Origin of the sequence: Exiguobacterium sp. s129 (assembly GCF_018617585.1) — a bacterium.
GTDB classification, from domain to species: domain Bacteria; phylum Bacillota; class Bacilli; order Exiguobacteriales; family Exiguobacteriaceae; genus Exiguobacterium; species Exiguobacterium aestuarii_A.
This window is the reverse complement of record NZ_JACSKL010000009.1, coordinates 37,360-60,547: the sequence shown is the minus strand read 5'-3', so window position 1 is coordinate 60,547 and position 23,188 is coordinate 37,360. Positions and strand designations below refer to the sequence as shown.

The window sequence follows — 23,188 nt, the reverse complement described above, 5'->3', positions numbered from 1 at the left end:
TGAGAAATTCCTGTTTTGCGTATCATCTTATTTCAACGTCACACTCACGTTATCAATCGTGATGTCATGAGCACCGAGTGGTGACCCTTCCGTGCGTCCCATCAAGAACTTCAATCCTGTCATATCCGTCACCGGCATCGTCACTTCAAACGTGTACGTATTCATTTCCGGTGTGACTGAAACGACTTCGCTCAAATAGCGATAGTAGCCGGCATTTTCTAAAGTTACTTCAAATGAACGAGCGACTGTAGAAGATGCATCAAATTGTACGACGTACGTTTGGTCTTGTTGTAACTCGAGACCACCTTGCTCCATGAGGACACTCCACGCCTCGTTCCCTTCTTGCGTAATCGAGATATGTGCTGCCTCATTCACCGCTTCGACAGCAGCCTGTGCGTCAAAGTGTATATAGGAACCCCAGTTTGTGAAGCCTTCAGTGAATGCTCCGTTTTTAAGTGGAGACGGATCGATATAAACTGGTGTGACGTCGCGCAATTCGACGTCATCGATTTCAATCACACCTTTTTCAGAACCGAGAATGAACTGAAGCTGACTCATGAGGTCAGTTCCGGCTTCTATCGTGAACGGAATTTTATACGTATCGAATGCTTCAGATAGAGCGACACGCTGGAGCGGGAGATAGGCATCTCCATTCGCTCCGTTCAATCCTACTTGAAGACCATCTACACGTTCTGCCCGTGCTTTGAAGCGGAGAACGTATTCATGTCCTTCTTGCAATTGAATACCTTGTTGCACCAATGTTGCCGGTGCTCCTTTTTTCTTGTTCGTTTCGAAACGGAAGAGACGCTCTACCGGGTCGACCGTTCCTGTCCCTTTCGTGACACCTGGATCGAACGTCCAATACGTCATGCGATCCATCGCCCCTTGGTTGAACGTACCGTTATACACATGGTTCCCGTCTCCAAGCTTCGGTTTTGTCGCATTCGGGTCGAACGCCTCACGAGGTGTCTGCTCGACACGGACGTTCCCGATTTGGACACCAGACGTGCTGAGTCCGACGTTGAACTCAAGACGTGCCGCAAGGTCAGTCTCTTCTGTCATATCGAATGTCATCGAGTACGTTTGGACGTCTGTCGTCAAATCGAATGATCCTTCATCTGAATATTTCGCATAGCCTCGGTCTGGACCACCACCGACTTTAACAGCGATCGAACGTGCCGCGTCTGCCTTAGCGTCAAACGTCACTTTATAGTGCCCGCCTTGTCCGAGCGATACGTTTTGAATCAATTGATGCGAATACGGCTGACTTCCCGCCTGATCAATCGAAATGTCGGCAAAACGTGATCCTGCCAAGTCGATTACATCGACTGAACCGACGCCACCAAAGTCAGGAAGCGCCACATAGTTCCAATATGTCAGGTTGAGCGCCTGTGCACCGTTCGTCACCGTCGTAATCGGTTCTGTATAGTCTTCATCATAGACGAGGTTCCCATCTTCTAAAGGTTGCTTCGCCCCTTCTGGCAATACGACTTCTTCATCCGAGTACGTCGGCTCGACAGCATCGCGATACTTCCCGTTCTTCAAGTCAAAGACGCGGACGTAATCGACTTCCATCTCTGCCGGGAATGGTGTCGTCTCATCGACGTCCCCATCAAACCATCCACCGACTGCCAAGTTCATGATCAAGTAGAAATCTTGGTCGAATGGCGCAGGATAGCTATATTTCGAAGCTTTGTTCGCTTCTTTTGCATACCAGTCATTTTGAGTCTGGTAGAGTTGACCATCTACATACCAACGAATCTCACCAGGCTCCCACTCGACCGCATATGTATGCCATTTGTCGATGCCGTCACCTTCTGCGAAGTGATAGTCTTTCCCTGTATACTTGTTGTTCGGCCATGTTTCCCCGTAATGAATAGTTCCAGCGACTTTGTCCGGCTTACTGCCCCATGACTCCATGATGTCAATCTCACCAGATGCGGCCCAACCACCGTAACGGTCCTCTTCTGGGAGCATCCAAAATGCTGGCCAGAGCCCTTTCCCTGTCGGAAGTTTCGCTCGCATCTCATAACGACCGTACGTTTTACTGAACGTACCCTTCGTCGTCAACTTCGCCGACGTATAATCATATGTGCCGAATTGATCCGACGCTTGCTCTTTTTTCGCACGGATGACGAGCTTCCCGTCTTTTACGAAAGCGTTTTCTTTTTTGTCCGTATAAAATTGCTTCTCATTGTTTCCCCACCCAGCAGCGACCGGATTTCCGTCTTTGTCGACAATCCAGTTCCCCGTTTCAAAGTTCCATTTCGAATGATCGATTTCCGCGTGACTAAACTCATCTGACCAGACAAGTTTCCACTTGGCGTCATCGGCTTTTGAGCTCTTTTCAGCAGGTACTTCTTGTGGCAATGACAAGACGAGACCTGTTCCGAGTGCGAGTGCAACCCATTTCTTCATCATGTGTCCTCCTTCAGGATAAGTGATGGCAATATGTCAGTCCGTTCTTTTGAAAGCGATTTCCGAAAGCGCTTTCGTTAATACTATTATAAAATCTTATCCATCCCAACTTCAACCATTTTTATGAAGTGAAATCAAACTGACACATAAAAAGCACCGACTCATGTCGATGCTTCACACATTTACGAATCTACTTTCACTGCAGCTTTATGATTGATTCCTCCCCATTGTCCTCGCATCGCAAATAGCAACGGAATCATCGGTTCATGGTATGGAATAAACTCATGTTGTTCAATCATTTTAAGAATCGCTGCTTCATCCGCCCATTTCACGGCTTGCACTTCAGATTCTTGTAGCGTGAGCTCATGCAAATCCACTTCCGCTTCGACCAGGTAAATGTCGTCAAACCCTTCATCAAAATTGATGGTCAGGTGCGGTCGTGTTTGAGATAAATCGAGTTTCAACCCGATTTCTTCTTCAAGTTCACGCATGGCGGCTTGTTGGCTTGTATCTCCTACAGTCGCACTTCCTCCGACTGTGATGTCCCACATATTGGCCCATCCATCTTTGAACGGTTGGCGCTATTGAATCAACATCTCACCCTTCTCGTTAAAGATACATACGTGGATGACGAGATGATATTCCCCTTCCGGCAAACGACTTCCCCGTTGCCACGTGCGACCGGTCTTTTCTCGGTCGACGGTATAGACGTCCCAAAATTCCATTAGATATTCCCCTTTATGTTGCTGCGCTAGATGCCGCTGCTTGATCTGCTTTCGCGCAATCGATGGCTACGACGATTGAGATGAGAAGGTGCTCCATCTCCGGTTCTTCGACACGAATCTCGTAACTGTCTCCCCATGAGAACCATTTCTTTTGAACACTTCCGATTGATTGCCCATTCTTCGTCACGTCAAAATCCATGTCCCACCAATCGCCTTGGACATCAATCCCGGCTGCATCGATGGAATACTTCGGTTTAAAGAATGAAAATTCTTTCGAGATGGTCATCATATCTGTGCCATCCACTTCCACAAAAAATTTCGGCAAGAAACTGAACGTCCTTTTCGTGATTGTCGTCACCGTCTGACCGTTCGTGTCTTTGATTTCAAACGATTTTGGAAACTTCATAAAGCTACCTTCGATGAAGTATTGATCATGTCCGTCTGCATCCTTGATGGTGAAGCGTCCGCGTAGACTGAATACTTTTTGTTTCATGTAGAGCGTGTGCATAATGATTCCTCCGATTCATATCATACTCTTCTATACGACTATTCCCCGGGAAAGTTTCAACAGAACAAAAATACCGTGCACCTTAAACAAGTGCACGGTTCCATTTCTTGATTATTTAATTTTCCCTTTGTTCTTCAACAAGTTGAAGATCCGTTTCGCCTGATCCGTGTTGTCGCTCATACCGACGAACTTCTCTTGTTGTGGCCCGAACGCATATACTGGTACGTCGTCACCTGTGTGACCGTCCGTCGTCCAGCCTGTTCCCGAACGTTGATCAAAGATTTTTTCGATGGCGTTATCGATTTCTGTCACGTCATTCGTATCAGCCGCTTTCTTCACAGAAGCAATCTCTTCAGACGTCAATTCCAAATCGATGTTCTCACGTAAGACGGCTTCCACGTCCGCTCCACCCTCGATTTCTTTTGCCATGAAGTCCGGTGTACGTTTCGCTGCTTGAATCGGTGTAGGATCCCAGTTGTAATTTCCGTCCGCTCCGATTGAAATACCACCTGTCGAGTGATCCGCTGTTACAACGACTAACGTTTCACCGTTCTCTTTGGCGAAGTCACGAACGACCTCAAATGCTTGCTCAAAGTCTTTCATCTCACTCATCGCACCAACGATGTCATTGTCATGTCCGGCCCAGTCGATTTGACTTCCTTCTACCATGAGGAAGAACCCATCATCGTTCCCTTTTAGGCGATCAAGCGCCGAAGTCGTCATGTCCGCAAGACTCGGTTGTTCCTCGTCACGGTCAATCATTTTATCCATGCCAACTTCCGCGAAAAGACCGAGCACTTGCTCGTTGTTGTCTTGCTTCATTTCTTCTGCAGACGTAACGTAGCTGTAGCCGTCTTCTTGGAACTGTTTCGCAATATTTCGGTCCGAGCGTTCGAAGAATTTCGTTCCGCCTCCGAGCATGACGTCGACTTTATGTTCACCATTAATCAAATCATCATAGTAATCGTTGGCGATGGCATTCTCGCTCTTACGTTGCTCCTCGTGCGCGCCGTAAGATGCCGGTGTCGCATGCGTGATCTCTGACGTCGCGACAAGTCCTGTCGACATGCCGTTCTCTTTCGCTTGTTCAAGTACCGTTTTCACGTCTGTTTTGTCGTTATCAACGGCAATCGCGTTGTTGTATGTTTTCACGCCAGAACTCATCGCTGTCGCTGCTGCTGCCGAGTCTGTTACGTTTTCTTCTTCGTCCTCAGGATATGTCGATTGCATTCCCACCAAATGTGAATCGAACGCAGTCGGTTCCATTTCTACCGTCTCTTCATTATCGTTCATGTAACGAAGTGCTGTCGTATAAGGCACGCCCATCCCGTCCCCGATCATAAAGATGACGTTTTTCGCCTTATGATTCTTTGAATCCTTTGCTGCTTCTGCTTCGTTTTGTTGCTGAACGCCAACGATGCCCCCGAGTGCAAGCGTCGAAACGACTGCGAGTGGAACGAACTTTTTCATTGTCTTTTTCATCTGTAAACCCTCCCGAATGTTTGCTACTTCTGTAGCCTAACGGACTTTTGTAAAGATACATTTTCAGAATGAATACAGATGTGTATGCTTTTTGTAAATAGAAAAAGGACGCCTCATTGAGACGTCCTTGCATCCATTATCCGTTCTTCATACTGAATTCATCCGCAAGTGTGAAAGACACGTCCTTCACTTCTAGACCGCTCAATGCGAAATAGAGTTGGAGATAGTTATGCTGGTTCAGGAAGAAGACCTGCTTCGTCTGTGTCACCCATTCTCCGTCCGTCCCGTTAAACGTGAACGTCGCACCCGGGATATTGTTCGCAAACAACGTCACCGGCATCTGCGCCAACTCCCCTGCGTTCGAACAGGCAGTCAACGTGATGTCATACGTTCCGGTCTGGTCGACCGAGATGGCGAAGACGTGCGTGCTCCCTGTCGAGGTGTCGATTCCTGACAAATCGACGTGTTCCCCGTTTTCGAGATGCTGATAGTCCAACTCGAATGCGTCTTGTTGATTCGTCTCGTCTTCAAAACCGAGCACCTCGACCGAACCATCATGAATTCCGAGAAGACGCTCCATCGCTGGTGATTTCAAGATGAATGAACAAATGTTGCGCGCGCTCCGCAACAACTCACCCCGTGTGACCACTCCTTCTTCGAGCGATGCCATGGTATTGTCCTCGAATGAGTTGAGGTCCGGACGGTCGACGACCATATACAAATCGTTTTGCGAGCGGACCATCGCTGCCGTATTTTGACGGTTGGCCGATTCGTCCTCACGGAAGTTCACTTTTGCCCACCAGTCTGTCATGACGATGCCTTCAAAGCCCCACTCGTCACGTAAGATGCGCGTGTTTTGATCGTATAATCCGGCCGTCCAAATCCCATTGACCGCACCATACGTCGTCATGATTGACGATGCGCGCCCTTCTTTCACGGCCATCTCGAACCCTTTCAAGTAAATCTCGCGTAACGCCCGCTCCGAGACGACCGAATCGATATCGTGACGATGTGCCTCCTGGTTGTTGGCGCTGAAGTGCTTGAGCGTTCCTGTCACACCGACACGATGCATCCCGTTCAATTGAGCGACTGCCATCTTCCCGGTCAAATGCGGGTCTTCTGAGAAGTATTCAAAGTTCCGACCGTTCAATGGGTTGCGATGAATATTCATCCCTGGTCCGAGCAACGTATCGACGCGGTTTTTTCGCATCTCGAGCCCTGTCATCTCGAACAAGTCTTCAACGAGGTCAACGTTGAACGTAGAAGCTAAGAGAGTCCCGTTCGGAAGCGCGAACGCCTTCGTCCCGATATCCATGCGAATGCCTGATGGACCATCGGCACAACACGCCGCTGGAATCTCAAGCTCGTTCAATCGGTCGGACACACCACCAAACGCCGCTGCCGTCCCCGGTGTGACACGCGGTGAGTTCATCCCTTGTCCGCGGACGATTGTCGCCAAATCCTCATCCGTCAATTGATCTAAGAATGTGTCAAGTGACGCCTTCTCGTGATACACATCGCTCAATTTGATACCTTGGTCACCCGTGAACACTCGCGTCTCAGGGCGTTCTTCCAAATAACGTGTCTCGACATCAACGGCACGAAGCGGCGTTGATTCGTAACCGACTTCCCATCCTTTTTCGTTCTGAATCGGTTTCATCCGCTCGAACGGGAGGACAGGCGCCATATTTTCGCTTAACGTCTCGAGGACGCGTTGCTCCTGCTGCTCGACTTCGAAAGCGAGTGTAGCCGAACGCACATCCGTTCCGACATATAAGCGATATGTTCCTGATTCGAGAACGAAGCTCGATTCATGACCCGTCACGCCAGAGTCGTCGTAGCTCGCAAAATCAGTCATCTGGACGTTAAACGAAAGGGTTTGTCGCTCACCCGGTTCAAGAAGCAATGTTTTCTCAAACGCTACTAAGGACCGGAGCGGATTTCCGAGTTTTCCTTGCGGCTTCTCGACGTAGAGCTGGACGACTTCTTTCCCGTCACAACCTCCCGTGTTCGTCACTTCTACCTCAACCGTTAGGACGCCATCGACTTCTGCCGTACGCTTCACTTCAGTATGGAATGTCGTATAAGACAATCCGAATCCGAACGGGTACAAGACGTCGTCTTTCGCGAACGTTTCAAAGTAGCGGTAACCGACATAGATATCTTCCTGATAAATCCCTTTATCCGCGTGACCAAAGTTCTTTGTCGACGGATAATCCTCGATGGATCGGGCAATCGTATCCGTCAGTTTCCCGGAAGGACTCACGTCACCGACAAGCACGTCGACGAGTCCTTTTCCGCCTTCCATCCCACCTTGCCATGCATAGAGGATCGCACTCGGCTCATTCGCCCAATTCATGTCGATGATGTTTCCGACGTTCAACACGACGACCGTTTTGTTGAAGCGCTTCGTCACGCGCTCAATCATCGCGTGTTCGATATCCGTCAATAAGTAACTGCCCGGGTCGGCCGTATTGTCACGGTCTTCCCCTGCCGTACGTCCAATCATGATGAGGGCGACATCTGACTCCTGTGCGGCTTGATCGACGAGTTCATCCGATACGTCCATTTCCTGTTGCGACCACGGTTCACCGGCCCAACCGACACCTTGGTCGAACGGGTTCTCTTTCACCCATTCCTCATACGTCGCATAAAGCGATTCATTGATATGAATGTCTGTACGTTCACGTAGTGCCTCGAGCGGTGTCGTGACATGTCCGACGTTCACCATCCCACCTGAACCGGTACCGCTCTTATAGTAATGGAACTGACTACGCCCAAATACGGCAAGCTTCGTTTCAGACTGCAACGGGAGGGTTTTCTGTTCGTTTTTGACTAACACGACCCCTTCCGCGACCGCTTGACGTGCCAATTCCTCATAACGTTTCCAATCCAATGTATACTGTTTCATTTCGTCAGCTCCTTAAGTCCTTTTGCGATTTCATTCATACAATCTTCTGCCTGTGGGTAGTCTCCTAATTTGTCCATAAAGGCATGATCCATACCCCGATATTGAATCAGTCGAGTCGGAATACCAGCTTCTGAAAGTTTTCGGGCATACGCCTCCCCTTCAAGTCGTAAGTAATCGTACTCGGCTGTCACAATCAAGGCTGGCGGTAAAGTCGTGACGTCCTCTGCCAAAAGTGGTGAGACGAGTGGATGCGTGACATCCGTCTTCCCTTGAAGGTAGAGGTCATTTAGTAGCGAATCTGGATCTGCAAGAGCGAGCACGACACCTCGAATCAAGTCGTGATGGTGTGAGATGTCGTACGCATCGAGTGTCCATTCAAAATCATCTGTCGGAATCGATCCCAGATTGACGACGGGGTAGACGAGCGCTTGATAACAAATACGCTCTCCTCCACGTTCTTGCTCCATCAGACAGCAAGCGGTCGCCAAGTTGCCACCGGCACTGTCACCGGCGACGGCGATTCGGTCTTGGAGAATGTTCAACTCACCCGCATGGTCATACACCCATTCAAAGGCTCGGTAACAATCGTTCAATCCGGCCGGGAACGGATGCTCCGGGGCGAGACGATAATCGACAGAGATGACGACTGCGTTCGCCCGTTCCGAAAGCAATTTACATGGATTCTCGACTGTCTCGAGCGTCCCTCCGAAGAAGCCGCCCCCGTGGAAAAAGAGAATCGCTGGGACTGGTTCGGTATGATGCGGGCGATACAGACGGGCCGGGATGTTTCCGTCTTTACTTGGAATCTTTACATATTCGGTTTTGATAGCAGTCGTCGTCTGATCCCGGTTCGGCCAACCCATGCTGGCACGTGCCACAGCGAGATCGAATTCGTCATCCGGTTCGTCACCTGAATGATTCGTGGTCAGTGTCGCGAACACGCGTGGATCGAGGTCACCGGTACGATCTGAATCTGGAATCGGTTTGATGATGGTTTCGAGATGGTTCGCGTGCGTTCGATATTGGCTTTGTTGAAGGTGTTGGACGAGATATTTATCATCGGATTCCATTATGTAAGCCCCTTTCTTTCAATGTTTCTGAACCTGATAAAATATTGTTATTGGATAAAGTTGTACATCGGCTCATCGCATGATACGTTGTTGGAACAGATCACTAAAGGAGTGTTATTGATGTATAACTGCGTCAGCTGCAATAAATCATTGAACGAACATGAAGTCATCCATACAGATGAACTCGGTCATTTCGGTGATCCAATCAAGCATTATTGCGATGCTTGCTTCATTGAGGGAGCAAAAATCGGTTTTCACAAGATGGAGATTGGTTGCTGCACAGCATGCCAACAACCGTTAGTTTTACAATTTGATCAGGAAGAAACCGCTAGCCTGGCTCGTGAAGATGGAACAGTTCATTACATATGCCCTCAAATGCTAGAAGCATATCAACAACAAAATGAAGAGCTGATCGAACAGTTAGAAGATGTTCATGACCAGTTTATTTTTTATGTGATTCAACCCGACCCGACGTTGCCTGACTTCGGATAATGGATTCTCATTCGCTTTCCTACCGTCTTTCGGTCTATAATGGACTGTATTGCAAATAGACATTGAAATTTTCTGAAGCAGAAGTTTTCACGAAAGAATGAGGTTACCCATGAACAAACAGCAATTTACTGATTATCGCCTGAGCGATGAGATTACTCGCGCATTAGGCATTATGAAATACGAATCACCGACTGAAGTACAACAACAGGTCATCCCACGTGCGCTTGAGCGCGAAGACTTAATCGTCAAAGCACAGACGGGAAGCGGAAAGACAGCTGCTTTCGGGATTCCGGTCATCGAGCTCATCGATTGGGCCGAAAACAAACCCCAAGTCCTCGTCTTGACACCGACACGCGAACTCGCCGTTCAAGTACGGGAAGACATGACGAACATCGGACGTTTCAAACGAATCAAAGCGACTGCCGTCTACGGGAAAGAACCGTTCTCGAAACAGCGTGAAGAATTGAAACAAAAGACACATATCGTCGTCGGTACACCTGGACGCGTTATGGACCATATTGAGCGCGAGACGCTCTCACTCGATCGCATCGAATACTTGATCATCGATGAAGCGGACGAGATGCTCAACCGCGGCTTCCTCGCCGACGTAGAGAAGATTCTTCAACAGTTGCCGAAAGACCGCGTCACAATGGTCTTCTCAGCGACATTCCCACAAGATATCGAACGTCTCTGCCAGAAGCATATGAATGCTCCGGCACGTGTCGCCATCGAGTCGACAGGTATGACGGCTTCGACAATCAAACACCGTTTACTTCCCGTTCATCGGAATGAGAAACTTGCTGTCCTTCAAGACATCACGGTCGTCGAGAACCCGGACAGCTGTATGATTTTCTGTCGTACGAAAGAGAACGTCGATACGGTGTACGCTGAGCTCGACAAAGCCGGTTACTCGGCTGAACGTCTCCACGGCGGACTCGAGCAAGAGGACCGTTTCGCCGTCATGAACGGCTTCAAAATGGGTAACTTCCGCTACCTCGTGGCGACAGACGTCGCAGCACGTGGAATCGATGTCGATAACGTCGAACTCGTCATCAACTATGACGTTCCTGTCGAAAAGGAAAGTTACGTGCACCGGACGGGTCGTACCGGACGTGCCGGTAAACAAGGAACAGCCATCACGCTCATGACCCGTCAGGAAGAACGTCTCATCGGAGCTATCGAATCATACGTTCAATTCGAAATTCCCATGATCGTTGCTCCGACGGAAGCGGAAGTAGCGGCAAACCAAGATGCCTTTGAGCAAAAGTTGAGCGGACGACGCGTCGTTCGAAACAACAAGACAGCTCGCATTAACCAGGACATCATGAAGCTCCACTTCAGTGGCGGGAAGAAGAAAAAACTTCGTGCTGTCGACTTCGTTGGAACAATTGCCAAAATTCCTGGCGTATCCGCTGACGACATCGGCATCATCACAATCAATGATCAGATGACGTACGTTGATATCCTTAACGGAAAAGGTTCGATTGTCCTTCAAGCGATGGAAACGACGCCTGTCAAAGGGAAGAAATTAAAAGTAAGCAAAGCACGTAAATAATGCAGATTCAGCCTCAAAGATGATAGTCGTCTTTGAGGTTTTTTATTACCTCACAACAATCGAAAGCGCTTTCGATAAACATTAAAAAAATATGGGTTTCGGAAAACGTTTTCACCTGCATCATACCTGTATCAAATCTCAAATTCAACCTTCCTCACTCGATTGTCAAAAAAGAGCCCAATCTGTCGTTCGGGCTCAGTCTTCCAAGTGAAGAAAATCAAATTTTGAGTCGATGGTTGAACTGTGGCTCGTTTGATGAATCGATTCGTCACGACTCACGAGATATGTGTACTCCGCATCCGGTTCTGTCGAAAATTTCGCGAACAATGTATGGGGATTCATACTCTCAAATCCGTCCTCCCCATAAGAAATAGAGCGGACGGTGACCGTTTCGGTTGGATATCGATTCTTGAGATACGCTTCGAGCACTATTTTTTCTTCCTGCACCTGTTGATTCACCCAATAAGGACGAACTGCATAGAATATTCCGTACGCCAATACACAACATACCGTCACAATCCGTATACGCCTTCGCCATTTCCCATGAAATTGAAACGACAGCAAAGCCAATACAACCACGATGGCGAACACAATTAGTAGATCAATCAACTCAAGCGGATGCATTACGTTTCCTCCGATCAGTCTAGCGACTCTTCAGTGATGAGCTTGAATCCTTCAATCTCTGTCTCTTCTTCCACTTCGATCAACAAACATGGTTTCCCTTTATAGTTCACTTGCTTCACATATTTTAAATCTTGTGGACTGACAGAAATATTGGCCACTTTCGTATTGATTTTAATCGATTTCGACGTATATTTTGGAACGACGCTCGTCGCTTTCATCTCATATTTCGTGTCATCCACGACTTGTTTGAACGCCTGCTCGACTTTTTCTGTCGTCACGTCTTCAACACCGCTCGCCCGAAGGACGACCTCGACCGCACGGGAGTCGAGCATCGCTACCCGCTCTTCTTCCTGTTCGTTCTCTTCTTCAGCGACAATGATTTGATTGATCTCATCATAAACGGTTGCGAGCGTCCGGGAATTGACTTCTTCTCCGATGACCGCTTTAACCACTTCTTCGAAGACCGCCTTCTCTTCCACTGCCGTGACGATTTCCGAACCGTTCAGCACGTTCTCGATGAACGTCATATCCGGTTGGTGCGCTTTATGTGCCGAGTAGAGGACATGATTCACATCGGCCGCGTTATCCGTGAAGCATGGGAACAAGAAGCCACCGATTGGCGCTTCGAGTTTGATGATTGGATTCACAATCAAGCTGGCTTTGAATTCACGCTCGACGAAGTCGAAGACGAGTGATTTTTTCGGAAGTTCTGTCGGGCTGATACTGCCGAGGATGAACTTCGTCGTATACACTTCATCGTTCGCGTGAATCTCAGACTCTTCCGAATATCGGTTCGTCGGCTTATTGTAATTCCCCCGGATGAACGTCACGACCATGTCTTTTTCAAATGGCGTGTCTTTCACCATCTTCAACGCGATGCGCTGCATATATTCCGTCCAGACATCGGTCTCTTCCGTACGAAGTCCTTCATAGAGCAATCCTTGCGTATGGTCGACTTGACCTTCTTCAGGATATTGGAACTTCACTTCGAATAACTTTTCATCAAGTTTCCCACCGAGCACTTTTTTGAAGTTCGTCAAAAACAGTTCCTGCTGTTCTTCTTCAAGGAACGGGAACGGACGCAACTCTTCGTAGTAAATCTCATTCGTTTCCTGCCGGATGTAAATCGTATATAAGTCAGCAATCTTCAGCTTCGTCGCATTCACTTTAAACTGTCGGCGAATCGCCGCAATCTCTTTCTTGTTCATTCCATCCACCTCTTCTTTTCTCTCAATCCATGTCATTCATTATACCAGTCCTGATCGCTCACTAGTTCCAAAGAAATAACACGAGATCGCTCGCTAATGCTAGAGAAGGATTTGCAATAGTCTTTCTAATCATTTTGCAGATTTTCACACTTTTTCAAAATCGTCCTGTGTATGATCAAGTTGAATTTATTGCGTGATGTTTGTCTCACTTTTTGGTTGATGAAAGGTTGCCCACTTGCTTCGACAAGTGTTCATTCCAAATACATAGTAGGAGGCTTTTTATGTTGAAGAAACTCATGTCTGTCGCACTCGTCACATTGCTTGTTTGGGTGACCGCGTCATTTGACGCGACACCGGTCTCTGCATTCCCACCGAATGTCCCATCGAAAGCGGACGCACTCACGAAACTGAATGCGCTCACTGTCAAAAATGAAGGATCGATGACAGGATACAGTCGGGACCTCTTCCCGCACTGGTCGAGTCAAGGAAGTGGTTGTAACACGCGTCACATCGTCTTGAAACGGGACGCTGACTCGGTCGTCGACCAATGTCCGGTAACGACCGGCTCATGGTACAGTTACTATGACGGTTTGACGTTCACGTCGGCATCTGACATTGATATCGACCACGTCGTTCCGCTCGCTGAAGCGTGGCGCTCTGGCGCAAGCAGCTGGACGACAACAAAACGCCAGAGCTTTGCGAACGACTTGAACGGTCCTCAGTTAATCGCGGTCTCCGCTTCATCGAACCGCTCTAAAGGAGACCAAGACCCGTCGACATGGCAACCACCTCGCACCGGTGCTCGCTGTGCATATGCGAAGATGTGGGTCGAGACGAAGAGTCGTTGGGGCTTGAGCCTTCAATCAGCAGAGAAGTCAGCACTCACGACAGCCATCAACGCTTGTATTTATTGAGACAGAAAAGGAGTCATTCATGAACAAACTCACTTCCACCTTTAAGGCAACCCACGGTGTCATGACGGAAGAAGTCGGTGTCATCAGTGGTGACTTGGAATTGACGACGGCGTGTCAGGAAGATGGTTCCTTGACACTCCACATCACGTACGTCGGAGCGAAAGATGTGTACACGCTCCCGGGGAGTCCATATCAGCTGCATGACACAAACGACCATGACGTCGTTCATCAAATGCTCGTGAACATTCTCGAGCGGACGTAAAAACATCGCCAACTCCGGATTAAGGGGTTGGCGATGTTTCGTCTTTCCGATATTTCGTTAACAAATCTTTCGGTATATGACAATAATCATCCGGACAACGCGTCAGGCGATCCTGGTGTTCGTCAGCACTTCGCACATAGTTTGTGAGCGGTTTGACTTCAACAGCGATTCGTTCCGCATCCGCGCGTCGATCAATAAACGCTTGCGCCTCCATCAAATGTCGTGACTCTTCGCTGTAGACGCCCGTTCGATACTTCTCCCCGACATCCATCCCTTGTTGGTTGACACTGTATGGATCAATGATTTCGAACAAGTAATGCATCAAATCTTCGACCGTCACTACGTCCGGATCGAACGTAGTTTTGACACACTCTGCGTAACCGTCATACTCTCCGTCTAACGTATCGGTCGTCCCGTTCGCGCGTCCTGCTTCAGTTGAAAGGACACCCGGTAACGTCTTCACAAACTCCTGGACACCCCATAGACATCCGCCTGCTAAATAGATCGTTTCGATGTGAATCACTCCCCGTCTATTTGAATCTTTTCTAAAGCATACACGTAATGATGAGAGAAGGGAGAGATTTGATTGAATAAACAACGTTTTCTCACCACATTGACCAGCTCCATCATCCTCTTTGTTGCCATGATCTTTATTTTTCGTAACGACTATTCTCTATTCGCTGAAATGGCGATCATCTTTATAGCGGTCGTCATTGGCCAAACAATCCTCGAAAGACTATTTCGACGCTTTGCGGAGGAACGGGTATCGAATCAGACGGTATTCGTCTCGTTCCTGTCGATGCTAGTGATACTATGGACGTTCGCAGGCATTCTTTTTGATTGAATATATAGCTTCGCCTCGCGATAAATTCCCATCGTTTATGGATGACTTAAAAGTGTTTAAATTAACTTTCGAATTGCTTCTACAATTAAATGTGGCTCATCTCTTTGAATATAATGTGCGCTCTGCTCCGCAATTACAAACGTGGCATTTGAAGATATTCCCGTCATTTCTTTTTGTAAGACATTCCACAGCCTCTGATTTTCTGCGGAATAAAAGTCTTTCTTTCCTGCTGATATGATTGTTGTCGGGATTGAAAGATCAAAATTTGCTTGTTTCACTTGGTGCAAACTTTCCATAAATTCATCATAGTTCCCTTCCCGCACAAATTGCTTGGAGTATGCGTTTTGAAACTCTCGTGACATGGTCGGAAGAAATCGTTCTCGATAGTCACTCGGTGTCGTGTCTACTAACACGAGACCCATTACCTCATCTCGATATTCAGACGCGAACAATTGCATATTGACGCCTCCAAACGAATGACCGACCAAAATGAACGGAGATGCTATATCCAACTGTTTGATCAGTTGGTGCAATTCTCGAACCATCTCCTTACTTGTTCTTCGATTCGTACTGGTCCCGCTTTTGCCTAGACCCGCCCGATCATAAAGAAGGACATTGGCATATGTCGACACTTCATCCGCCACCTGTCTCCAAGTCGTAGAATCATCGCCATATCCTGCATCCATGATAATTGTCACTGACTTTGAATGTTGTTGAATATACTCAACATATAACTCACAGTCATGGATTTTTACCATTTGCTGATTGTTCATGGTTTCCCCCTTCACTTCGTCCCTTTCGCTATCATAAAGCATAAAAAAATTGATGGACAGCTGCCCATCAATTTATAAATACCCCAACCGCTTCAAATCTTCATAAACGAGTGTAGACAACAGCGTCCGCCCATCACCGTTCAAATGGTCCGGGTTATGGAAGAATGACTGCTCATGAATGAATCGTTCATCCCCCATATAATTGAGGAACGGGACATCTAAATCCAACTTCTCTACATGCTGAAACACGAGGCGCTCCATGACGTCTTCATCAAAATACGTATGATACGACGCATGGACCGGCTCCATCGCCAAGACGACATGATACCCTTGTCGTTTACAGTAATCGATGATGTCTTGTAAATGCGACATGTTCTCTTCAATCTCATGATGGTTCACGGCATTCTCATATTGAGCGGCCACTTCCTCATACTTACGCTCTGAGTAGTTCAGCCCACCATTCTCCCATGGCTTATGCGCATCAAACCGAAAATCTCGGATTTCCCGGGAAATCGCGGCATAAACACTGCCACTATTCAATGCGGGGAACTCCTCATGCGTATAATATTGAAACAGACTGACCGGCTCGATGTCTTTACGGTCCAAGACGCGATAGTAATTCGCCTTCCGACCGACATCTGAGTTGCTGAATGTGATTTGAGATAAAGACACGATCACGACCCCACCTGGTTTCAAGTGTTTATCGTATTCTTTCAACATCTTTAAGTCATATTCAATCGGTTGACTTGGTAACGCCAAGTCGAGATGCGACAATCCGGTCGGTTTAAAATAATACCCATACATCGCATGAGACGTTCCGAGATTGATGATATCGACAGGATGAGGGTCTTCTTTAAACGCTAGGACGGCCCGATTGTTATTGTACTCCCACGAGTCTTTCACGAACTCGTTGACGGGAATAAAGATGGCGATAATCACGAGTAACACAACGACGATTTTAATTCCTAAACGTTTCATGCTAATTCCTTTCCGAGCATCTTAAAACCCACCGTATACAAATCCTTGGCCCGACACGCCAAACAAGAAGGCCGAGACAATCAAGAACAAGTTGATCGCCACGCTCGTCACGGCAGACTGACGTGCCATCCAATCCCAAGCCGAACCTTTCGTCCGTTCAATATGTTGGAACAAGTGAACGACGACAAAGACGACGAGGAAGATGATTAAATCGAGCAACGAGAACATTTGAATCGCCTGTATCATGCCTGACGGTGCCCATGAAGAGGGTGTCACGTACAGTTTGGCATGCGAGAATGCCTCTGCCATCGAATGCGATTGAAAGAATACGCGCGAGAAGCAGACGAGCTGGAACGTGATGGCGATTTTCCACCAACGATGCAGTGTCGGCACGCGGTCAAACCCAACCCATGACGCCATTTTTTCGCGTTGTTGCTTCGTATGGTCTCCGAACACGCGATAGATTCCATGAATGAGTCCCCATAAGACGAAATTCCACGCGGCACCGTGCCAGATTCCACTCACTAAGAAAGTCGCAAGGATGGCACCATAAATCTGCTCGCGCTTCTTCTTCCCTTTCGCGAGCGGCATGAAGATGTAATCTCGCAACCACATCGAAAATGTGATGTGCCAGCGGTTCCAGAAGTCGGCAATCGATACGGCAAAGTGTGGCTGTTTGAAGTTCTCCGATAATCGAATTCCGAGCAATCGTGCACAACCGATGGCGATATCACTACACGCCGAGAAATCGGCGAACAGTTGAATCGAGAACAACATCGTCGCGAGCACAATCTCTGAACCAGTCGGATCTGGACTGTTGAATACACTTGCGACAATCGGAGCCAATCGGTCAGCAATCAACGTCTTCTTGAAGAATCCCCAAATGATGCGCTGTATCCCATAACTGATATTGTCGTAGTCGAGATGTTGCTCCGTCTTCAGTTGCGGAAGCAGCTTTTTCGCCCGCTCAATCGGACCCGCCACAAGTTGCGGGAAGAAGGCGAAATAGACCGAGAAATAGCCGTAATGACGCTCTGCTTTTTGCTTCCCTCGCGAGACGTCCACGACATAACTGATGGCTTGGAACGTATAAAACGAGATGGCCAACGGCAACACGATTTCTTTATACGGGACGTCATAATCAAATCCGCTCCATGCGGCGAACGAACGGAGCGAATCATTGACGAAATTAAAATATTTGAACCATCCGAGGAAGAAGACGAGAACGGAGACACCGACCCACATGAGCCGTTTCTTCTGTTCTTTCTTTTCCTGCTTCTCAATCAGAATCCCAATCACATAAGTGAAGGCGGTACTGATCAACAGGAGCGGAATGAATTGAACGCTCAACGTAGCGTAAAAGACATAACTCGCTAAGAGGAGGAGCACCCATCGGAATCGATGTGGGACCACGTAATAGGTTCCAACGATGATTGTTAAAAATAAGAGAAATTCAATCGAAATAAAAGTCATATTTACCACCTGATGTTATGAAACTTGACGATGTACCGATTCCTGACAATCAGGTGGTCACAAGTTCTCGCTTCGGCAATGCGGCATAACGAATCTTTCCGAACGAATTACGTGGAATCTCGTCAATCTGCATCACCCGAACACCTTTCACCTTGATTTGTTCTTTGATGATTTTTTGAATGCGTGCGACGTCATCTTGCAACGTATACACGTATAATTGGTCGTCTTCCCCGGCACAGACACAGTCATGTCCGTGCTCTCGAAGGAGGGCCTCGACTTCGTCCAGGCTGATTCGACTTCCATATAGTTTAATCATGCGCTTGATGCGGCCGACGATGAAGAAATACCCATCCTCGTCGCGATACGCCATGTCACCCGTACGTAAGACACCTTGATTGTCGTCACCTTTCGCAAGGTCAGCTAACGAGGTCGCGTATCCGAACGACACATTGTCGCCTTGATATACTAATTCGCCCGTCACGTTCGCATCTTTGATGTCGTTCCCGGCTTCATCTCGTAACGAGAGTGTTCCACCAGGGATGGCGATTCCGATACTTCCTGCTTTTTTCGCATGCATCCGATCCGGTAAATACGACATCCGAGCCGTCGCCTCCGTTTGGCCGTACATGATGAAAAATTGAATCCCTTTTTCTTCACACACCGTCGCGAAGTGATGGGCGAGCGTTGGGTCCAACTTTCCACCCGCTTGCGTCAACTTCTTCAAACTTGGCAAATCATACGCCTCAAATTTCAAACGTTTTAACATCTCGTAATGAAACGGTACGCCACTAAACGTCGTCGCCTGCTCAACACGACACAACTCCCAAAACTCTTTTTGAACGATCGAACGGTCTGTTAGGATGATGGTCGCCCCTTTCAACAGATGACTGTTGATAATCGAGAGCCCATACGAATAGTTCATCGGAAGGGTCGTAATCGGTTTATCCGTCTGATCGATGTCGAGATAGTCGATGATCGATGTGGCGTTTGCTGATAGATTGTTATACGTGAGACGGACCAATTTCGGACTTCCGGTACTCCCTGAAGTCGTCAACAGAAGGGCCAACTCTTCATGAAGTTCATGGTGAACTGTTGCTCCTGTTTCAAACAAGGCGTAACCACCGTAACCATAGTAAGCATCCAACGAGTTCGCCAAATCGTCTCTCGACTCCGGTGCCCATACGTGCGTCGGTTCATACAGTGCCATCAGCTTCAGTAATTGCTCGGCTGGGATATCCGCGTCTAATAAGACGGGTACGACGCGTCCCCGAATGAAACCGACATAGCCGAAGAGCGACTCGACCCGGTTGGCACATAGACAGAAGACAAGCGACCGTTCGCCGACTTCCTGACAAATCGAGTCGCCGACCTCCAACATCCCGCCGTATGTGTAAGAACGGTCCGCATAGACCGCCTCACGATCCGTGTATTGCTCGAGTGTTTGAAAAAGCGTCATGACCGAATGTCCACACCGAGGCGCTGCAGCAACACGATGCCAGACTGATACGAATGGAACTCCGTCATTTCATCCGAGTCGATATAGACGTCAAACGCATCCTCGATTTCTGCGATCAGCGTCATATGTCCAATCGAATCCCATTCCGTCGATTCTCCGAGCTTCATGTCTTCGAGAACCACATCGTCCTCTAATTCCAATCCGTTTTTAAATGCCATGTTATATGCTTCAAGCGTGCTCATTGTATTCATCCTTTCACATTCACTCCAACGGTTCGATTTCATCTATTATTTTTGACTGATAATGATAATCATTTGCCTTGTGATTCTATCACAATTTTTCGAAATCGGTCAATTCTTCATAGGAGAAAAAACTTGGAGTTGAGCGATTTATGCATGAAAAAGACCACATCGTTACGATGTGGTCTCAGGAGACGATAAAACATATTCGAGTTGCAAATCGAGTGGTTCTTCTTTATAGATTTCTGGCACGATTTCTTCGGCTACTATGCATCCCATCGCTTCATAGAAATGATATGTATCGACAGCCGGGTTCGCTCCGATGTAGAGTTTCTTCGCACCTCGTTCGACCGCTGCCTGACAGACCTGTTCAAATAACACTTTACCAATCCCCTGTCCACGATTAGGACGACTCACATGAATGAAGCCCAAATTCAAATACTGACCTTCCGTTCCGAGCGGTTGTCCATCCAGTCCGGCAAAGCCGAGCAGCGTCTCGCCTTTCTGGATTGCCACAACAACGCCGCCACGGTCGATGTAGTAGTTGAGAATCTCAATGACCTGTTGTTTTTTCACGTCATCCCATTCATCAATGTAGTGCTCGTCTTTTTGATAAAGCTCACCATTTGAAGCCACGGCATAGATACGATGCGTTTCCTGAAAACGTTCAAAGGTTGTTAAAAAATCGGGAGCGATTTGATTTGTTAGAAGACTGATGGTGTGATTCATAAAACTCTCCTATTATTTTGATCAGTTATTTAAAAAACCGAATATGTGACTTCATTTCCTACTTCGATTCCAAGCAAACTAAAAAAATGTTCACCGAATGAATTCTTTAAAAATGTCACTTAACTCTTGTGGTGTTTCTTTCATACCGGTCTTCATCCACCTTTTCACAATACTGGCTAATGAATCTGCGTATACCGCATTCGCATACACTTCCGCTTTTTCGGACACGTTGCAATTCTCATAAATTTGAAAATCCGTACAAAGTAAATCGAAATGTTCCTCAAAGCGGTTCAAAAGCGGAAGTAAATCATTTTCTTTTAAGAGATTCAAGAATTCGAGGTTGTCACTCCATATCTTAAAATATAACGTATCGAAATCAAGCTGCTCCTGTCCCGCTTCTGTTAATGCAAGTTGAATTCTCTGCCTAAATATTTCATACATGTGATAGGTGAGTACATCCTCTTTCGTATCAAAATGAGCATAAAATGTATTTCGCGCCAATCCAGCAGTTTTAGTAAGTTCTGATATCGTAATACTCGTAAAGTTCGTTCGACGCATTAATTCCAACATAGTATCCACTAAAAGATTGATTGACCTCTTAGAATTCGTATTTATAGGTTTTTGCTTTAGCATAAGTACTCCTTAATTTGTACAGAATGAGAGATTTGTATGAATACCTCAATACTTATTGACGCAATGTCTACACTAACATTATATTGCAGGTATATTATTTGAGCAATTGTTTAAATAATATCAAATGCTCAAATTTATTCAAATTCTAATCATACTAGGAGGATCACTTATGAAAACAACGATTATTTTGGCTCATCCATGGCATGGCAGTTTCAATAAATCCATCATGGATACAACAATCGAACAATTAGTACTCAAGAAAAAAGACTACCAAATCATTGACTTAAATAAAGATCAATTTAATCCTGTTTTAAATGAATCGGATTTATCTCTTTATTCGAAAGGTCAATCTCGAGATCAACTAGTGAACCAATATCAGAAGATGCTGAGCGATAGCGATGAATTAGTTTTTATTTTTCCTGTTTGGTGGTTTGATGTACCAGCTATTTTAAAAGGCTTTTTTGACAAGGTTATGTTGAAAAATTATGCCTATGTAGAGGAATCTACCGGATTGAAAGGATTACTCACTCATATAAAGAAGACTACTGTCATTACCACTTCGGAAGTGCCTACGTGGTATTTAAGATTTTTAGCCGGGAACCCCATTAAGGGGACTCTTATTCGCGGAACATTTAAAGGAATTGGACTTAAAAATGTGAAATGGGTGAACAGCTCATTTACGAGTAGCGGGAAAGATCGTCGAAGAAAGAAATTTTTAGATAAAGTAGCGAAGAGTATCTTAGTGTAATCTGTAGTACACTATCAACTTTTTGTAGGTTATATATCATCTATGACCTCAAATTTTTTTATTAATAACCAGATTAACAACATAAATTTGAGGTCAAACTTAGATACTTTTCATGGATAGTCACGTTCTTCACTTTTGTCAAATTCATTTGCTTCATTGTAAAGTTTGACCATTGAAAGGTTTGTGAATCCTGTACCACCCTCCACTAATTGCAATTCAATTGGAGATAGTCTTTCTTCAAGTCATTCCTTTCAAGAGGATTTATGGTGAAATTAGCATTTGGTTATCACTCTATTTCCTCAATGCATTTTACATAGTCAAGTTTCATTTCCATTTAGATGCATATCACAAATAAACGCATTCAGACCTTTCCAAGATAATAAGGTGTAAGGTGGTTCTGTATCACTCGTTACAGGAAAACCTTCAGCAACGAGACTAGCCCGCTTGACGAATGGATCCCTTTTACCAGACTGATACACGGCAATTTTTCGAGGCATGTCCTCATCGTCATCATAATATCCGGTCTTTAATCTCAATGTTCTGATTTCCTCTAATGAAGGAATTTCTTTTCCCTGCCAATCGTATATCTCAAAAATCGGGTACCGATCACGTGTCCATTGCTCAATAATATCAATCACTTTTAACAGGATATATTCGGAAGAGTCCATCTGAAAACTGACAATGTCTCCTGATTTAAACGTCGTATCCGCTACAAAGCGCTTAGGAATCTTTTTAGCCAGGGGCTGAGGCTGATTCAATTGATGTTTTAACTTAAGAAGAACGGCCTCTCTTTTCTTCTTTAACTTTAAATCATCGTTCCAATTTTCTAGCTCGATTCCACTGTCAATAATCTCTACAGCATTTTGTTTTACGTGATCTTGTAATCGTCCTAGCTTCCATTGAATAAGTGCAAAGGAAAGCCAAAACAGTGTCATTTCTTCAGTATCTAATTCATCTACGTACTCTTGAATGACCTTTTCACTCGCTTGTTCATTCGAATAGCCGTCCCCTAGTAAATCTTTGTATATAAACCGAATATCTTCGGCAAGATCATTCGATAAAATTGCTACTCCCCAAACACCCATATGATTCAACTCCTAAAAAAAGTCATCTAGAACAAGTATAAAACAATGTTCTACATGACTC

Annotated in this window: 22 protein-coding genes and 1 pseudogene; 6 read left to right on the top strand and 17 right to left on the bottom strand. The window is 46.4% G+C overall.

Going from position 1 to position 23,188, the window contains the following annotated elements:
* Positions 1 to 27: 27 nt before the first annotated feature.
* The 6 genes and pseudogenes from KNO92_RS10870 to KNO92_RS10845 all read right to left on the bottom strand — a co-directional run bounded on the left by KNO92_RS10870 (position 28) and on the right by KNO92_RS10845 (position 9,114).
* Positions 28 to 2,418 (bottom strand): carbohydrate binding domain-containing protein, encoded by a 2,391-nt coding sequence (locus KNO92_RS10870; protein WP_214761270.1) that lies wholly within the window; start codon positions 2,416 to 2,418, stop codon positions 28 to 30.
* 182 nt (positions 2,419 to 2,600) lie between these two features.
* Positions 2,601 to 3,143, bottom strand: a pseudogene (locus KNO92_RS10865) (NUDIX hydrolase).
* Between the two features lie 13 nt (positions 3,144 to 3,156).
* Complete coding sequence (locus tag KNO92_RS10860) at positions 3,157 to 3,651, bottom strand: LURP-one-related/scramblase family protein (RefSeq protein WP_214761268.1); 495 nt, start codon at positions 3,649 to 3,651, stop codon at positions 3,157 to 3,159.
* Positions 3,652 to 3,762: 111 nt separating this feature from the next.
* The gene (locus tag KNO92_RS10855) at positions 3,763 to 5,133 is read right to left on the bottom strand and encodes an alkaline phosphatase (RefSeq protein ID WP_214761266.1); all 1,371 of its coding nucleotides are present in this window, start codon (positions 5,131 to 5,133) and stop codon (positions 3,763 to 3,765) included.
* A gap of 136 nt (positions 5,134 to 5,269) precedes the next feature.
* Positions 5,270 to 8,044: a glycoside hydrolase family 3 protein gene (locus KNO92_RS10850; protein WP_214761263.1), complete on the bottom strand. Its 2,775-nt coding sequence runs from the start codon at positions 8,042 to 8,044 to the stop codon at positions 5,270 to 5,272.
* Entirely contained in the window at positions 8,041 to 9,114 is a 1,074-nt protein-coding gene (locus KNO92_RS10845; protein ID WP_214761261.1) for an alpha/beta hydrolase, read from the bottom strand. The genes KNO92_RS10850 and KNO92_RS10845 overlap by 4 nt, the downstream gene beginning before the upstream one ends.
* 120 nt (positions 9,115 to 9,234) lie before the next feature.
* On the opposite strand from KNO92_RS10845, the gene KNO92_RS10840 reads away from it, so the two are divergent.
* Positions 9,235 to 9,606: a hypothetical protein gene (locus KNO92_RS10840; RefSeq protein ID WP_214696593.1), complete on the top strand. Its 372-nt coding sequence runs from the start codon at positions 9,235 to 9,237 to the stop codon at positions 9,604 to 9,606.
* A gap of 109 nt (positions 9,607 to 9,715) precedes the next feature.
* Entirely contained in the window at positions 9,716 to 11,161 is a 1,446-nt protein-coding gene (locus KNO92_RS10835; protein ID WP_214761259.1) for a DEAD/DEAH box helicase, read from the top strand.
* Between the two features lie 195 nt (positions 11,162 to 11,356).
* Here KNO92_RS10835 and KNO92_RS10830 read toward each other — a convergent pair whose 3' ends face one another.
* Together KNO92_RS10830 and KNO92_RS10825 are read right to left on the bottom strand one after the other, a co-directional pair.
* A complete protein-coding gene (locus KNO92_RS10830; protein ID WP_214696589.1) occupies positions 11,357 to 11,785 on the bottom strand; it encodes a hypothetical protein in 429 nt (142 codons plus the stop codon).
* A 14-nt stretch (positions 11,786 to 11,799) separates the two neighbouring features.
* Entirely contained in the window at positions 11,800 to 12,993 is a 1,194-nt protein-coding gene (locus KNO92_RS10825) for a DUF4317 domain-containing protein (protein ID WP_214761256.1), read from the bottom strand.
* A gap of 281 nt (positions 12,994 to 13,274) precedes the next feature.
* Between KNO92_RS10825 and KNO92_RS10820 the strand changes: the two genes are divergently transcribed.
* Both KNO92_RS10820 and KNO92_RS10815 read left to right on the top strand, forming a co-directional pair.
* A complete protein-coding gene (locus tag KNO92_RS10820) occupies positions 13,275 to 13,907 on the top strand; it encodes an HNH endonuclease family protein (RefSeq protein ID WP_214761255.1) in 633 nt (210 codons plus the stop codon).
* Between the two features lie 19 nt (positions 13,908 to 13,926).
* Positions 13,927 to 14,169, top strand: a complete 243-nt coding sequence (locus tag KNO92_RS10815; RefSeq protein ID WP_214761253.1) for a hypothetical protein — start codon at positions 13,927 to 13,929, stop codon at positions 14,167 to 14,169.
* A 19-nt stretch (positions 14,170 to 14,188) separates the two neighbouring features.
* On the opposite strand, the gene KNO92_RS10810 is transcribed toward KNO92_RS10815, so the two are convergent.
* Positions 14,189 to 14,683 (bottom strand): peptide-methionine (S)-S-oxide reductase, encoded by a 495-nt coding sequence (locus KNO92_RS10810; RefSeq protein WP_214761332.1) that lies wholly within the window; start codon positions 14,681 to 14,683, stop codon positions 14,189 to 14,191.
* Between the two features lie 72 nt (positions 14,684 to 14,755).
* Between KNO92_RS10810 and KNO92_RS10805 the strand changes: the two genes are divergently transcribed.
* Complete coding sequence (locus tag KNO92_RS10805) at positions 14,756 to 15,013, top strand: hypothetical protein (protein WP_214761251.1); 258 nt, start codon at positions 14,756 to 14,758, stop codon at positions 15,011 to 15,013.
* A 56-nt stretch (positions 15,014 to 15,069) separates the two neighbouring features.
* On the opposite strand, the gene KNO92_RS10800 is transcribed toward KNO92_RS10805, so the two are convergent.
* From KNO92_RS10800 to KNO92_RS10770, 7 genes are all read right to left on the bottom strand, one after another.
* Positions 15,070 to 15,786, bottom strand: coding sequence for an alpha/beta fold hydrolase (locus tag KNO92_RS10800; RefSeq protein WP_214761249.1), 717 nt, complete (start codon positions 15,784 to 15,786; stop codon positions 15,070 to 15,072).
* Between the two features lie 72 nt (positions 15,787 to 15,858).
* Positions 15,859 to 16,764: a hypothetical protein gene (locus KNO92_RS10795; protein ID WP_214761246.1), complete on the bottom strand. Its 906-nt coding sequence runs from the start codon at positions 16,762 to 16,764 to the stop codon at positions 15,859 to 15,861.
* A gap of 21 nt (positions 16,765 to 16,785) precedes the next feature.
* Positions 16,786 to 18,237 carry an MBOAT family O-acyltransferase gene (locus tag KNO92_RS10790; RefSeq protein WP_214761244.1) on the bottom strand — a complete coding sequence of 484 codons (1,452 nt, stop codon included), beginning with the start codon at positions 18,235 to 18,237 and terminating at the stop codon, positions 16,786 to 16,788.
* Positions 18,238 to 18,286: 49 nt separating this feature from the next.
* On the bottom strand, positions 18,287 to 19,693 hold the full coding sequence (locus KNO92_RS10785; protein WP_214761241.1) for an AMP-binding protein: 1,407 nt from the start codon (positions 19,691 to 19,693) through the stop codon (positions 18,287 to 18,289).
* Positions 19,690 to 19,935, bottom strand: coding sequence for an acyl carrier protein (locus KNO92_RS10780; RefSeq protein ID WP_214761238.1), 246 nt, complete (start codon positions 19,933 to 19,935; stop codon positions 19,690 to 19,692). Before KNO92_RS10780 ends, KNO92_RS10785 begins: the two co-directional genes overlap by 4 nt.
* A 171-nt stretch (positions 19,936 to 20,106) precedes the next feature.
* The gene (locus tag KNO92_RS10775; RefSeq protein WP_214761236.1) at positions 20,107 to 20,661 is read right to left on the bottom strand and encodes a GNAT family N-acetyltransferase; all 555 of its coding nucleotides are present in this window, start codon (positions 20,659 to 20,661) and stop codon (positions 20,107 to 20,109) included.
* 90 nt (positions 20,662 to 20,751) lie between these two features.
* Positions 20,752 to 21,294 carry a TetR/AcrR family transcriptional regulator gene (locus KNO92_RS10770; RefSeq protein WP_214761234.1) on the bottom strand — a complete coding sequence of 181 codons (543 nt, stop codon included), beginning with the start codon at positions 21,292 to 21,294 and terminating at the stop codon, positions 20,752 to 20,754.
* 169 nt (positions 21,295 to 21,463) lie between these two features.
* Here KNO92_RS10770 and KNO92_RS10765 point away from each other — a divergent pair, with 169 nt between their 5' ends.
* Positions 21,464 to 22,042, top strand: coding sequence for an NAD(P)H-dependent oxidoreductase (locus KNO92_RS10765; RefSeq protein WP_214761232.1), 579 nt, complete (start codon positions 21,464 to 21,466; stop codon positions 22,040 to 22,042).
* 317 nt (positions 22,043 to 22,359) lie between these two features.
* On the opposite strand, the gene KNO92_RS10760 is transcribed toward KNO92_RS10765, so the two are convergent.
* Positions 22,360 to 23,127, bottom strand: coding sequence for a hypothetical protein (locus KNO92_RS10760; protein WP_214761230.1), 768 nt, complete (start codon positions 23,125 to 23,127; stop codon positions 22,360 to 22,362).
* Between the last annotated feature and the right edge of the window lie 61 nt (positions 23,128 to 23,188).